This window comes from Actinokineospora sp. UV203, assembly GCF_056323665.1.
On sequence record NZ_CM150484.1, the window covers coordinates 3,229,124 to 3,241,350 of the forward strand.

Sequence of the window (12,227 nt, forward strand, 5' to 3'; positions counted from 1 at the left end):
GGCCAAGGGGTGGGAAGCCCTGTGCCAGACCGCTCGCGGCAACACCTGGGAAGCGTGGATCATTCTCACCGAACGCCCCGTCACTCCGGAGAATCCCGCCAGGCAGCATCGATTGCGCGGCACGCTCGGCACAAGGGCGATCGGTGGCCGCGATCTCGAACAATGGCAGTACGAGGTCACCGCGGGTGGACGGATCTGGTACTGCCCTGACCCCGAACGCAAGATCGTCTGGGTAGTGGCCGCGGGTACCGCGCACCCGAAGACCACCGAGCGAATTCAGCGGCCGACCATGACCTCGGCCATCGGCGGTCGGTCGGCCACCAGCACGTCAATGGTGTCCGGCAGCCACTCCCCGCCCACCTGCACGAACTGGGTCAGCTCGCCCGACCCCGCCTCGATCCCACACCGGTTCAAAGCCGTGCCCAAGATCTGCCGAGCCATCACCCCGAGTTGCAGCAGCGACCGGTTGCGGTGCTTGCGCACACCCAGGTTGACCTGCGCCAATCCGCCCAAACCGTACCGCGTGTGGGCGTCGAGCAGCAGGCCGATCTCCACCCCATACCCAGCGGCGAACGGGACCGACTCCAGGAATTCCCGGGTCGCCGCGTACTCGCCGCCCAGGGGCTGGATGACGCCGGACAGTTCGGGGCGCAGGGCTGACAGGACCGGGCGGGCCAATAGCTCGGTGACGCGGCCGCCGCCGGTCCCGGCCTCTTCGCTCTCCATCCGCAGCGGGCGCCGGTAGAAGCCCTTGACCAGGTGGACGCCCGAGGCCGTCAGCAGCGGTCCGAGGAGTGCGGGGACGAACGCCGGGTCGGGCTCGACGAGGTCCGTGTCCAGGAATACCAGCAGGTCACCGGTGGTGGCAGCCAGCGAGCGCCACAGGACTTCGCCCTTGCCAGACCGGGGCTCGACGTCCGGGAGGACGTCGGTGCGGTGGACCACTCGGGCGCCGGCGGCCGTGGCTACCGCGGCGGTGTGGTCGGCAGATCCGGAGTCGATCACCACCAGCTCGTCGATGAGGGTGCCCAGCAGCGGCCGGACGGACTCGACGACCTGGCCGACCGTGCTCTCTTCGTCCAGGGCCGGGAGCACCACGCTGACCGTGCGGGTTCCCTTGGCGCACACCAGCTGCGAGATCGTCCACTCTGGACTTTGCCAGGTGTGGTCCAGCATCCCGATCACGCGAGTGCCCGAACCGCACGCGCCGGCGGTCTTGTTCCGGCGATGCTCGCCACCATGTCCACCACCTGCCTTGTCTGCCGCACCTCGTGCGCGCGGAAGACCCGTGCGCCCGTCCAAGCGGACACGGCCGTCGCGGCGAGTGTGCCATCCACCCGCTCACGCAGGCCAGCATCGAGAGTCTCGCCGATGAAGTCCTTGTTCGACAGCGCCATGAGCACCGGCCACCCCGTGGCGACCAGCTCGTCGAGCCTGCGCAGCAGCTCAAGGCCGTGCCAGGTGTTCTTGCCGAAGTCGTGCGTCGGGTCGATGAGGACCCCTTCGCGGGGGACGCCGAGTGTGACCATCCGCTCGGCCCGCTCGACCAGTTCGGCGACGACCTGGGCCACGACGTCGGTGTAGCGGACCCGGTGCGGGTCCGTGCGCGGCTGGGCGCCGCCGGTGTGGGAGCAGACGATGCCGACACCGAACTCGGCGGCGACCTCCGCGAGCAGCGGGTCGGCGCCCGCCCACGTGTCGTTGATGAGGTCTGCGCCCGCCTCACAGACCGCGCGGCCGACCTCGTGGCGCCAGGTGTCGACGCTGATGACCAGGTCGGGGTGGCGTTCGCGGACGGCCGTGACGAACGGCACAACCCGGCGGGCCTCCTCGGCCGCGTCGACCGGTTCGCCGTGGGACCCGGCCCGGACGCCGCCGATGTCGACGATGTCGGCGCCGTCTGCCACCGCCTGATCGACAGCGGCCAGCGCCAGCCCTTCGTCGAATGTCGCGCCTTGGTCGTAGAAGGAGTCCCTGGTGCGGTTGACGATCGCCATCACCAGCGCCCGGTCCTGCGGGACCGCGCGCGTGCCGAACCGGAGCTGATTCACGGCTACCGATCGTGCCATGGACGACGGGTGACCGGGCGTCGACGTGGTTACAGTAGAGACCAACCAAGGAGGCCCCCTCGTGTTCTACCGCGCGCTGCGTGTCGTGCTTTCCTTCCTCGCCAGGTTGTTCCTGCGGCCGGTGGTGGAGGGAGCGGACCGCGTGCCCGCCAAGGGGCCGGTCATCCTGGCCATCAACCACCTCGCCGTCATCGACAGCTTCGTGGTGCCGATGATGGTCAGCCGCAAGGTCGCCTTCCTGGCCAAGGCGGAGTACTTCGAGAGCAAGTCCGTCAAGGGTCGCCTGGTCGGGACTCTTTTCCGGGCACTTGGCGCCGTCTCCGTCCAGCGCGACAACAGCCGCGCCGCCCTTGCCTCGCTCGACGACGCGGGCGCCATCCTCGACGCGGGCGGCGCCTTCGCCATCCACCCCGAGGGCACCCGGTCGCTCGACGGCAGGCTGCACCGCGGCCGCACCGGGGTCGCCCAGCTGGCCCTTGAGCACAACGCGGTCGTGGTCCCGGTGGCGCTGATCGGCACCGACAAGGTGCAGCCGAAGGGCAAGAAGCTCCCCCGGCCCCACCGCATCACCGTGCGCTTCGGCACACCCCTGAACTTCAGCCGCTACGACGGCCTCGGCAACTCCCTGCCCATCCGCCGCGCGGTAACCGACGAGATCATGTACGCGATCATGGAGCTGTCCGGCCAGGAGTACGTCGACTCGTACCACAAGCGCCCAAACGCCGCGTAGCGGTCGGCCGACGCGAACAGCGAACTCACTGTCGGGAACGTGGGACTCGCGGACGTGGGGTGGGGGCTCAGGTGGCGCAGGCGTCCAGGGCCTCCTCGGCGGTTCGCACCACCACGAGCGCGTCGAGCGCCACCTGGGAGGCGAAGCCGCGCGATTGCAGCTCGCGAGCCCACTTGATCAGGCCCTCGTAGTGGTCGTCCGGGTCGAGCAGGACCACCGGCTTGTCGTGCATCCCGAGGTAGCGCGAGGTCCACACCTCGAACAGCTCCTCGCACGTGCCCAGCCCGCCCGGCAGGGCGAGGAAGGCGTCGGACCGGTCGTCCATGACGGCCTTGCGCTCGCGCATGGTGTCGACGACGACGAGTTCGTCGGCCTCCGGGTCGGCGCGTTCAAGGGCGACCAGACCGCTCGGGATCACCCCGAGCGTGCGGGCGCCGCCGCGGCGGGCCGCGCGGGCCACGGCGCCCATCATCGCCGCCGACGAGCCGCCCCACACGAGGTTCCAATCGCGCGCGGCCAGGCCCGCGCCTACCTCATCGGCGAGGTCGAGGTAGCCGCGCGGGACGGAATCGTGCGATCCACAGTAGACACAGAGGTTCAGTGGCGGGCTCAATGTGCGTCACTCCAAGCCTGGTACGCCTCTTCGACCACCCGGATGGCGTCGTCGATGTCGTCGGTCAGGTGCAGCAGCGCCAGGTCCTTCTCGCCGATCTTGCCGTGCTTCATGACCGAGTCGTGCAGCCAGTCGTAGAGCCCGCCCCAGTAGTCGGTGCCGAAGAGGACGACCGGGAACTTCGTGACCTTCTTGGTCTGCACGAGGGTCAGCGCCTCGAACAGCTCGTCGAGGGTGCCGAAGCCGCCGGGCAGGCAGATGAAGGCCTGCGAGTACTTGATGAACATCGTCTTGCGGGCGAAGAAGTAGCGGAAGTTGACGCCGAGGTCGACCCACGGGTTGAGCCCCTGCTCGAACGGCAGCTCGATGCCAAGGCCGATCGACTGGCCACCGGCCTCCGAGCAGCCGCGGTTGACCGCCTCCATTGTGCCGGGGCCGCCACCGGTGATCGCGGCGAAGCCCGCGGTCGCGAGCGCGGCGCCGATGTCGCGGCCCAGCTTGTACTCGGGGTGGTCGCGCAGGGTGCGGGCCGAGCCGAACACGGTGACCGCGCGCGGCACCTCGGCCAGCGCGCCGAAACCCTCGACGAACTCCGCCTGGATGCGCAGGACCCGCCACGGGTCGGTGTGGACCCATGCGCTGGGGCCGCGCGAGTCGAGCAGCCGCTGGTCGGTGGTGGTCGCCTCGTCGCTCTGCCCGCGGCGCAGCGTGACCGGCCCGCGCTGTCGCTCCCTCGGGTGCTCGTCGTCGGCGGGGATCTGATGTGCGTCAAGAGTCACGTCATCGAGTCTAGGGTGGTCCGCGGTCACCCGAAGGAGGCAGCCAGTGACGGACACCGGCAACGTCGACACCCTGCTCAAGTCCCTGCGGTCTCGGGTGGAGGAACTTGAGGAGAACGCCAAGCACGACCGGACCGACATCGGCCGCTGCGTGGCGGTCGCCGCGCCGGCGGGCGCCCTGGTCGCGCTGACCGCGTCGACGTGGTTCGTCCTGGAGACGAAGTCCGACGTCACCGCGTACTCGCTGTGGGGCCTGTGGGCGCTGCTCGGCTGGCCCGCGTTCGCCGTTGTGGCCCTGCTGGCCGTGGTGGCGGTCGGTTCGTTGGCGATGGCCATGGCGGCGCCGGGCAAGGTCGCGCGGTGGGTTCAGCTCGCGGCTGGGGTGCTGCTGGTGCCTGCCATGATCTGGTGCAACGCCTCGCTGCCCGGTAAGGACTCGGCGTGGTCAGCCGCCGCCTGGGTCACCCTGCTGTGCGCCGTCGCGTTGACGCTCGTCAACGGGGCCCGGATCAGCGCTAGCCGGTGATGAGCTTGCGCAGGACATCGGTACAGCGGGTGATCTGCTCTACCGGGACGTTTTCCTGCTGGGTGTGAGCCAGTAGCGGGTCGCCGGGGCCGAAGTTGACCGCCGGAATGCCCCGCGCGGCGAAGCGGGCGACATCCGTCCAGCCGAGCTTGCCCACCGGGTCCCCGCCGGCGGCGGCCATCAGGTCGCGGGCCGCGGGAGCGCTCAGGCCGGGCAGGGCGCCCGCCGCGCTGTCGACCACCTCGACCTCGAAGCCGGCGAACACCTCGCGCAGATGGGCCTCGGCCTCGGCGACCGTGCGGTCGGGGGCGAAGCGGAAGTTGATCCGCAGCAGGGCCGCGTCGGGGACGACGTTGCCGGAGACACCGCCGCTGATGTGTACCGCCTGCAGGCCTTCGCGGTAGGTGCAGCCGTCAATGTCGACAGTCCTGGTCTCATACCTGGCCAGGGCGTCCAGGACGTCGCCGAGGGCGTGGATGGCGTTGACGCCCATCCACGCGCGGGCGGTGTGCGCGCGCTTGCCGGTCGTCCGCACCTCGAGGCGCATCGTGCCCTGGCAGCCCGCCTCGACGATCGCGTTGGACGGTTCGCACACGACCGCGAGGTCGCCCGCCATCCACTCGGGCAGTTCCCGCTCGACCCGGCCGAGGCCGTTGCGGGCGGCCTCGATCTCCTCGCACTCGTAGAACAGGAACGTCAGGTCGTGGGTGGGTTCGGTGACGGTCGCGGCGAGGTGCAGCATGACCGCGTCGCCGCCCTTCATGTCGACCGTGCCGAGGCCGTGCAGGATGCCGTCGACCCGCTGCGACGGCAGGTTCGCGTTGACCGGGACCGTGTCGAGGTGGCCGGCGAAGACCACCCGCGACGGCCTGCCCAGGGTGGTGCGGGCCAGCACGTTGTTGCCCAGCCGGACGATCTCGAGGTGCGGCGCCTGGGTCTTCAAGGCTCGCTCGACCGCGTCGGCGATGGCGTCCTCGTCGCCCGAGACGCTGGGGATGTCGACGAGGGCGGCGGTCAGGTCGATGGGGTCTGCGGTGAGATCCAGCTCAACGGTCACGGTCGGCAACGCTACCTTCCGCCGGATTGGCTACCGTTGTGCCCGTGAGTAGCGCAGAGGCAGCAGAGACCAAGGGTGCGCACGGCTTCGGTCTGGCGACCGTCACCACCGACGGAACGGTGCTCGACACCTGGTTCCCGCACCCGAAGCTCGGGGCGACCCAGGACGCGGGCACGCGCAGGCTTTCCGCGGACGAGGCCACCGAGGAACTCGGCGCAGGCGTTTCCGCGCTGATCGGCCCGGACGCCGCTCGCGGCGTCGAGGTGGTCGCGGTCCTCACCGTGATCGACGACCTGGAGCGCCCGCCCGCCGACGCGCACGACGCCTACCTGCGGCTGCACCTGCTCTCGGCCCGGCTGGTCCGCCCGCACGGGCAGAACCTCGACGGCATCTTCGGCCTGCTCGCCAACGTCGTGTGGACCAACCACGGGCCGTGCCCGGTCGAGGGCTTCGAGAGCACCCGGCTGCGGCTGCGCTCGCGCGGACAGGTCACCGTGTTCGGGGTGGACAAGTTCCCGCGGATGGTCGACTACGTCATGCCGTCGGGCGTGCGCATCGCCGAGGCAGACCGGGTCCGCCTCGGCGCGCACCTGGCCACCGGCACGACCGTCATGCACGAGGGCTTCGTCAACTTCAACGCGGGCACGCTGGGCGCGTCGATGGTCGAGGGCCGTATCTCCGCCGGAGTCGTCGTGGGTGACGGCTCCGATGTCGGCGGCGGCGCGTCGATCATGGGCACGCTCTCGGGTGGCGGCAAGGAGACCATCAGCCTCGGCGAGCGCTGCCTGCTGGGCGCCAACGCGGGCGTCGGCATCTCCCTGGGCGACGACTGCGTGGTCGAGGCGGGCCTCTACGTCACCGCGGGCACCAAGGTCGCGCTGCCCAACGGCAAGCTGGTCAAGGCCCGCGAGCTGTCCGGCGAGTCGGGGCTGCTGTTCCGCCGCAACTCGACGAACGGCGCGGTCGAGGTCGTCAACCGCTCGGGCACGGGTGTCGAGCTCAACGCCGCACTCCACGCGAACGACTGATTACTCTGCTTGGATGACCGGGATGACTGAGATGTCGATGCCGCAGAGTTCCGTTGACCTCGGGCTACCCGAGGAGCCGCTGACCGCGGGACACAAGGACCCGGCGGCGTCGCACATCCGCGCCCGACTCGACGAGCAGGCGCGTGAGCTGCTCGCGCACACCGAGGGCGCCCGGGTCGGGACCGACCCGGAACACGTCCACGCCCTGCGGGTGGCCGTCCGGCGGGCCCGGGCGGCGATCAAGGCCGACCACGGCACCGTGCCGGACGCCGACAAGCTGCAGGGCGAGCTGAAGTGGCTGGGCGGCTCCCTGGGGGCGGTCCGCGACTTCGACGTCCAACTCGACCACCTGCGCTCCCAGGCCGCGGGCTTCGACGAGGACGAGCAGGCTGCGGTCGAGTCGCTGCTGAAGGGCCTGGTCACCGACCGCGCGGCGGCCCGCAGGCGGATGCTGGCGACCCTTCGGAGCAAGCGCTTCCAGTCGGCCCTGCGGTCGCTGGCGACCGCAGCGATGTCCGCGCCGCTGCCCGGGGCCGAGGTGGAGAAGGAAACCGCCCTGATCGAGGTGATCAGGAAGCCGCACAAGAAGCTGATGAAGGCCGCCGACGCGATCGGCGAGGACCCGATCGACGACGACCTGCATTCCCTGCGAATCCAGGGCAAACGCCTCCGCTACGCCGCCGAGATGGCGGCGGTGACGGAGAAGAAGCGAGTGCGCTCCCTGGTCGCGGCGACCAAGGAGTTCCAGGACCTGCTGGGCGACCACCAGGACGCCGTGATCGCCGAGGAAACCATCCGCCGCCTGGTCAGCGAGCACACCGATCCCCAGGTGATCTTCGTGGCGGGACGCCTCGTCGAACGCGAGCGCACCCGCAAGGCCGACCGCCGCACCCGCTGGCGCGACGCACTGGACAAGGTCGACGAGATGGCCAAGGCCGCACTCGGCTGATTCCCCCCGGCGCCTCGGGTGGCTACAGTCGCCGTAGCCACACCGGCTACCCACGCTCCGTCACCCAAAGGGACCGTGGCGGCACTCGACCACGGCCACCACCAGACCGCACCTTCTCACGCCACGCCTCCAAGACCTTTAACTCCGGGGATGCGGGCCAGTCGGGCGCCCGAGGACAGGAGGCCACTGTGGCCGAGGCACCCGACGACCGACAGCGCCGAGCGCGGATCGTGCAAGTGCTGCAGGACGCGTTCGCCGACCTGATGGCCGCCGACCCGGGCGCGTTCCGACACAAGTTCCGCAAGATGGCCGCCGAGCCGTTCGCGTTCTACCGGGGCAGCGCGTGCCTCTTCTACGCCGACATGGCCGACGAACCCGACGAGTGGTCCGACGACCGGACCAGCCGGGTCTGGATCCAGGGCGACCTGCACGCGGAGAACTTCGGGACATACATGGACGACTCGGGCACCCTCGTGTTCGACGTCAACGACTTCGACGAGGCGTACCTCGGCTGCTTCACCTGGGACGTGCGCCGGTTCGCCGCCAGCCTGGCCCTGATGGGCTGGACGAAGGCACTGTCCGACGACACGATCACCAACCTCGTCCGCACGTACACCGACGCTTACGTTGCCCAGGTCCGCACCTTCGCCGACAAGCCGGGCGACGAGATGTTCAGCCTCCACCTCGACAGCACCGAGGGCGTCCTCCACGACGTCCTGCTGCGGGCCCGACTGGCCACCCGGGTGGAACTGCTCGACCGGCTGACCGCCGTCCAGGACTTCGACCGGCGGTTCCGAATCGGCCCCGGCACGCGAGAGCTCGACGACGACGAGCGGGCCAAGGTGGAACAGGCCTTCGACCGCTACCTCGACACCATCCCCACCGGCAAGCGGGCGGGCGGCAGCATCACCTACCGGGTCAAGGACGTGGTGGGCCGCAGCGGCTTCGGCATCGGCTCAGCAGGCCTGCCCGCGTACAACGTGCTGGTCGAGGGCCGCACCCAGGCCCTGGAGAACGACGTCGTGCTGTCGGTGAAACAAGCGAACGTCGCCGCACCAAGCCGAATAGTCGACGACGAACGAATCCGTGGGTACTTCCACCACCACGGCCACCGCACCGCCGTCTCACAGCGCGCGCTCCAGGCACACGCCGATCCCTGGCTAGGCCACACCGAAATCGACGGCACCGGTTTCGTGGTCGCGGAACTGTCCCCGTACACCTCCGACCTGGACTGGTCGGAACTGACCGAACCCGCCGACATGCTCCCGGTCCTGACGTATCTCGGCCGCGCCACCGCGAAGATGCACTGCGTGTCGGATGAGGACTCCGAGCAGACCCTGGTCGAATTTCAAAGCGAAGAGGCCATCGCATCAGCAATCGGCGACCGCGCGGACGATTTCACCGAATCCATCATCGAATTCGCCATGCGCTACGCCGAACAAACCCGCCAGGACCACCGCTCTTTTGTGGACGCTTTCCGCGGCGGGGAAATCCGCGGAGTCCAAGCGACCGCCGACTGAGCCTGCCGAACCCGCCCCGTGGGCTCAGCCCGTCAGCCGCTCAGCGGCAGCCGCGATGCGCTCGTCGGTGGCGGTCAGCGCGATGCGGACGTGGTTCCCGCCCGTGGGGCCGTAGAAAGTGCCAGGAGCAACGAGAATCCCCCGCTCGGCCAGCCAGGACACCGTGTCCCAAGCGGACTCCCCGCGAGTGGACCACAGATAAAGACCGGCTTCCGAGTGCGAGATGGTGAACCCCGCGCTCTGCAAAGCAGGCCGCAAGACATCTCGACGGCGGCCGAAGCGAGCCTTCTGCTCAGCCACATGGGTGTCATCCGACAACGCCGCCACCATCGCGTGCTGAACCGGCAGCGGGACGATCATCCCCGCATGCTTGCGCGTTTCCAGCAGCCCAGCCACCAGAGCCGGATCACCAGTCACGAAGCCCGCCCGATACCCAGCCAGACTCGAAGACTTCGACAGCGAATGCACCGCCAACAACCCGGTCACATCGCCGCCGCACACATCAGGATGCAGCACCGACACCGGATCGGCGGTCCACCCCAAAGCCAGATAACACTCGTCCGAGACCACGATCGTCCCGCGCTCGCGCGCCCAGTCGACCACCTTGCGCAGGTGCTCCACCGGAAGCACCCGCCCAGTCGGATTAGACGGCGAGTTCAGCCAGATCAGCGCGGGCGCGGCAGGCCCGAGGGCCACCAGACCGTCCGACCGGACGATGTTCGCGCCAGCGAGCAGCGCGCCGACCTCGTAGGTCGGGTATGCCAACTCCGGGATGACGACCGTGCGGCCCCGGGCGCCAAGCAGCGTCGGCAGCCACGCGACCAGCTCTTTCGAGCCGATCGTGGGCAGCACGGCGGCCGGGTCGAGCCCGGTGACACCGTGCCTGCGAGCCAGGGCGGCCACTGCCGCGTCCCGCAGGGCCGCGATGCCGTGGGTCGTCGGGTAGCCGGGGACCTCGGCGACCGAGGTGAGCGCCGCCTGGATCAGCGGGGCGACCGGGTCGACCGGGGTGCCGACGGACAGGTCGACCACGCCGTCCGGGTGCGCGCGAGCGCGGGCGGCGTGGTCGGCCAGGGAATCCCAGGGGAAATCCGGCAGCTCCGGAAAGGCGGGATTCACTCGCCCTGCGGGGGCAGCGCCTTGATCCAGTCCGGGTCAGCGCTGACCTTGCCGGTCTTGGACGCGCCGCCAGGCGAGCCCAGGTCATCGAAGAAGTCGACGTTGGCCTTGGTGTAGGCCGACCACTGGTCGGGCACGTCGTCCTCGTAGTAGATGGCCTCGACCGGGCAGACCGGTTCGCACGCGCCGCAGTCCACGCACTCGTCGGGGTGGATGTAGAGCATCCGGTCGCCCTCGTAGATGCAGTCGACGGGGCATTCCTCGATACATGCCTTGTCGAACACGTCGACGCAGGGTTCGGCGATCACGTAGGTCACTGCGGTCTCCTGCTCCTTCATGGTGTTCAGCACGCACCGGGAACTGCGTGCCGACCGTCAGTATCTCTCCCCGGGCACGTGCGCACCTACCCGGTGCCAACTTGCTCACACTGCAGGATCCCCGATCACGATTTCGGGGCCGACCAGGCCGGATCCCGGCCGCTCAGTGCCAGCACCCGGTCGAACAGGGGGGCGTCGTCGGCCACCGCCACCGCGGGCCCGAAGGCGCTGCCGCGGTTGTCGTCGGTGAACTGCGTCACGAAACCGAGCAGGATTTCGGCGGTCTCGTCGTCGACGCGGTAGCCCTGGCCGGTGGCGGCGGCGAGGTCCCAGCCGTGCAGGGTGATCTCGTTGAGCGCGACGATGCCCGCGACGTCCCCGGGGAGATCGATGCTGCCCGCCCGGGTCGGGCCCTCCCACGCGTCGGGCCTGCGCCAGGACGCGACGAGGGCGTCGAGCTGTTCGGGCAACCGCTCCCGCCAACCCGGCGCGAGGACGGGTGTCGCCGAACCTGGGTCGGCGTCGGTGAGCGGCCCCAATTCCTTGTCCGCCGCGGCCCGGAAGGCGCTGGTCAGGCCGTCGAGATGGCCGAGGACCTCGCGGACGCGGTACTTGGTGCACGGCGATGGCCGGTCGAGCGCCGAGTCGTGGACGTGCGGCAGCAGGGCCGCGACGCGGTCGGCGGAGGGCAACAGGTCGATCAGTCCCGAACTCATGCGCACAGTCTGCCGCTTTCACCACATGTCGTGCTGAACATCAGCATTCTCGACGACACTGCACGGATGGACGCGAGTTCCCTGGAGGCGCTGTGCGCCGACGCCTGGCCGCCGCTGGTCGAGAAGCCGCTGGGTGACTGGCGCCTGCGCGCCTGCGGCGGGTACACCGGCCGGGCGAACAGCGCGCTCGCCGTGGGCGACCCGGGAATTCCTGTGGCACAGGCACTTCAAGTGGTGGCCGGCTTCGCCGAGGAGCAGGAGATCCGGCCGTGCGTGCAGGTGATCGTCGGCTCGGACACCGAGGCAGCGGTGGCCGCGGCGGGCTGGTCGATCAACCTGGCCCACCCCAAGGGCGCCGAGTCGTCGGTGTTGATCAGCACGCGGGCGGTATCCGGCCCGGCGACCGAAGTCGCGAACACCCCGCCGGAAGGGTGGTTCGAACTGGTCGTCGGCGGCGAACCCACGCACGCGCAGCGGCACCTGCTGACATCCGGGCCGCGGGTCGGCTTCGCGTCGATCCACCGCGACGGCGGGCTCGTCGGCGCGGCCAGGGGCTGCGTCGTGCGCGACTACCTGCATGTGTCCGTGGTGGAGGTGGCGACGGAGTACCGCGGGCAGGGACTCGGCAGCGCGCTACTGGCGGCCCTCGACGAGTGGGCGGACACCGGCCACCGGGTCCTCCAGGTGGCCGTCGACAACGAGCCGGCCCAGGCGCTGTACGCGACGCTCGGCTACACCGAGTCCCACCGCTACCGCTACTGGATCCCGCGAGTCGCCCCTTCCAGCAAGTGAGTCGCCCCTTCC

Annotated in this window: 14 protein-coding genes; 6 read left to right on the forward strand and 8 right to left on the reverse strand. The window is 70.0% G+C overall.

Features of this window, described 5'->3' with window-relative positions; genetic code table 11:
- Positions 1–276: 276 nt before the first annotated feature.
- Together ACUZ2Y_RS15100 and folP are read right to left on the reverse strand one after the other, a co-directional pair.
- A complete protein-coding gene (locus tag ACUZ2Y_RS15100) occupies positions 277–1,176 on the reverse strand; it encodes a glucosyl-3-phosphoglycerate synthase (RefSeq protein ID WP_476331466.1) in 900 nt (299 codons plus the stop codon).
- A gap of 5 nt (positions 1,177–1,181) precedes the next feature.
- Positions 1,182–2,051: a dihydropteroate synthase gene (gene folP / locus ACUZ2Y_RS15105; RefSeq protein WP_476331469.1), complete on the reverse strand. Its 870-nt coding sequence runs from the start codon at positions 2,049–2,051 to the stop codon at positions 1,182–1,184.
- 79 nt (positions 2,052–2,130) lie between these two features.
- Here folP and ACUZ2Y_RS15110 point away from each other — a divergent pair, with 79 nt between their 5' ends.
- Entirely contained in the window at positions 2,131–2,799 is a 669-nt protein-coding gene (locus ACUZ2Y_RS15110; protein WP_476331472.1) for a lysophospholipid acyltransferase family protein, read from the forward strand.
- A 67-nt stretch (positions 2,800–2,866) separates the two neighbouring features.
- On the opposite strand, the gene ACUZ2Y_RS15115 is transcribed toward ACUZ2Y_RS15110, so the two are convergent.
- Both ACUZ2Y_RS15115 and ACUZ2Y_RS15120 read right to left on the reverse strand, forming a co-directional pair.
- Positions 2,867–3,412, reverse strand: a complete 546-nt coding sequence (locus ACUZ2Y_RS15115) for an LOG family protein (RefSeq protein ID WP_476319198.1) — start codon at positions 3,410–3,412, stop codon at positions 2,867–2,869.
- A complete protein-coding gene (locus tag ACUZ2Y_RS15120) occupies positions 3,409–4,191 on the reverse strand; it encodes an LOG family protein (protein ID WP_476319200.1) in 783 nt (260 codons plus the stop codon). The genes ACUZ2Y_RS15115 and ACUZ2Y_RS15120 overlap by 4 nt, the downstream gene beginning before the upstream one ends.
- 46 nt (positions 4,192–4,237) lie before the next feature.
- On the opposite strand from ACUZ2Y_RS15120, the gene ACUZ2Y_RS15125 reads away from it, so the two are divergent.
- On the forward strand, positions 4,238–4,717 hold the full coding sequence (locus ACUZ2Y_RS15125) for a hypothetical protein (protein ID WP_476319202.1): 480 nt from the start codon (positions 4,238–4,240) through the stop codon (positions 4,715–4,717).
- Here the strand turns inward: ACUZ2Y_RS15125 and dapE are convergent.
- Positions 4,707–5,774, reverse strand: coding sequence for a succinyl-diaminopimelate desuccinylase (dapE, locus tag ACUZ2Y_RS15130; protein ID WP_476319204.1), 1,068 nt, complete (start codon positions 5,772–5,774; stop codon positions 4,707–4,709). The two genes, ACUZ2Y_RS15125 and dapE, sit on opposite strands and share 11 nt — an antisense overlap.
- Positions 5,775–5,818: 44 nt before the next feature.
- Between dapE and dapD the strand changes: the two genes are divergently transcribed.
- From dapD to ACUZ2Y_RS15145, 3 genes are all read left to right on the forward strand, one after another.
- Positions 5,819–6,802, forward strand: a complete 984-nt coding sequence (gene dapD / locus ACUZ2Y_RS15135; RefSeq protein WP_476319206.1) for a 2,3,4,5-tetrahydropyridine-2,6-dicarboxylate N-succinyltransferase — start codon at positions 5,819–5,821, stop codon at positions 6,800–6,802.
- A 13-nt stretch (positions 6,803–6,815) separates the two neighbouring features.
- On the forward strand, positions 6,816–7,751 hold the full coding sequence (locus ACUZ2Y_RS15140) for a CHAD domain-containing protein (protein WP_476319209.1): 936 nt from the start codon (positions 6,816–6,818) through the stop codon (positions 7,749–7,751).
- A 263-nt stretch (positions 7,752–8,014) separates the two neighbouring features.
- The gene (locus tag ACUZ2Y_RS15145) at positions 8,015–9,271 is read left to right on the forward strand and encodes a DUF2252 domain-containing protein (protein ID WP_476331843.1); all 1,257 of its coding nucleotides are present in this window, start codon (positions 8,015–8,017) and stop codon (positions 9,269–9,271) included.
- A gap of 24 nt (positions 9,272–9,295) precedes the next feature.
- Here the strand turns inward: ACUZ2Y_RS15145 and dapC are convergent, their stop codons facing one another.
- From dapC to ACUZ2Y_RS15160, 3 genes are all read right to left on the reverse strand, one after another.
- Positions 9,296–10,390, reverse strand: a complete 1,095-nt coding sequence (gene dapC / locus ACUZ2Y_RS15150) for a succinyldiaminopimelate transaminase (protein WP_476319211.1) — start codon at positions 10,388–10,390, stop codon at positions 9,296–9,298.
- Positions 10,387–10,707 carry a ferredoxin gene (gene fdxA, locus ACUZ2Y_RS15155; protein WP_476319213.1) on the reverse strand — a complete coding sequence of 107 codons (321 nt, stop codon included), beginning with the start codon at positions 10,705–10,707 and terminating at the stop codon, positions 10,387–10,389. The genes dapC and fdxA overlap by 4 nt, the downstream gene beginning before the upstream one ends.
- A gap of 125 nt (positions 10,708–10,832) precedes the next feature.
- Positions 10,833–11,423: a TIGR03086 family metal-binding protein gene (locus ACUZ2Y_RS15160; protein WP_476319215.1), complete on the reverse strand. Its 591-nt coding sequence runs from the start codon at positions 11,421–11,423 to the stop codon at positions 10,833–10,835.
- Between the two features lie 66 nt (positions 11,424–11,489).
- On the opposite strand from ACUZ2Y_RS15160, the gene ACUZ2Y_RS15165 reads away from it, so the two are divergent.
- Positions 11,490–12,215, forward strand: coding sequence for a GNAT family N-acetyltransferase (locus ACUZ2Y_RS15165; RefSeq protein WP_476319218.1), 726 nt, complete (start codon positions 11,490–11,492; stop codon positions 12,213–12,215).
- Positions 12,216–12,227 lie beyond the last annotated feature (12 nt).

Bases quoted from the DNA above. Each gene is read 5' to 3' on its own strand.
- ACUZ2Y_RS15160 (WP_476319215.1), bottom strand. From the start codon at position 11,423: ATGAGTTCGGGACTGATCGACCTGTTGCCCTCCGCCGACCGCGTCGCG.
- ACUZ2Y_RS15100 (WP_476331466.1), bottom strand. From the start codon at position 1,176: ATGCTGGACCACACCTGGCAAAGTCCAGAGTGGACGATCTCGCAGCTG.
- ACUZ2Y_RS15145 (WP_476331843.1), top strand. From the start codon at position 8,015: ATGGCCGCCGACCCGGGCGCGTTCCGACACAAGTTCCGCAAGATGGCC.
- ACUZ2Y_RS15140 (WP_476319209.1), top strand. From the start codon at position 6,816: ATGACCGGGATGACTGAGATGTCGATGCCGCAGAGTTCCGTTGACCTC.
- ACUZ2Y_RS15165 (WP_476319218.1), top strand. From the start codon at position 11,490: ATGGACGCGAGTTCCCTGGAGGCGCTGTGCGCCGACGCCTGGCCGCCG.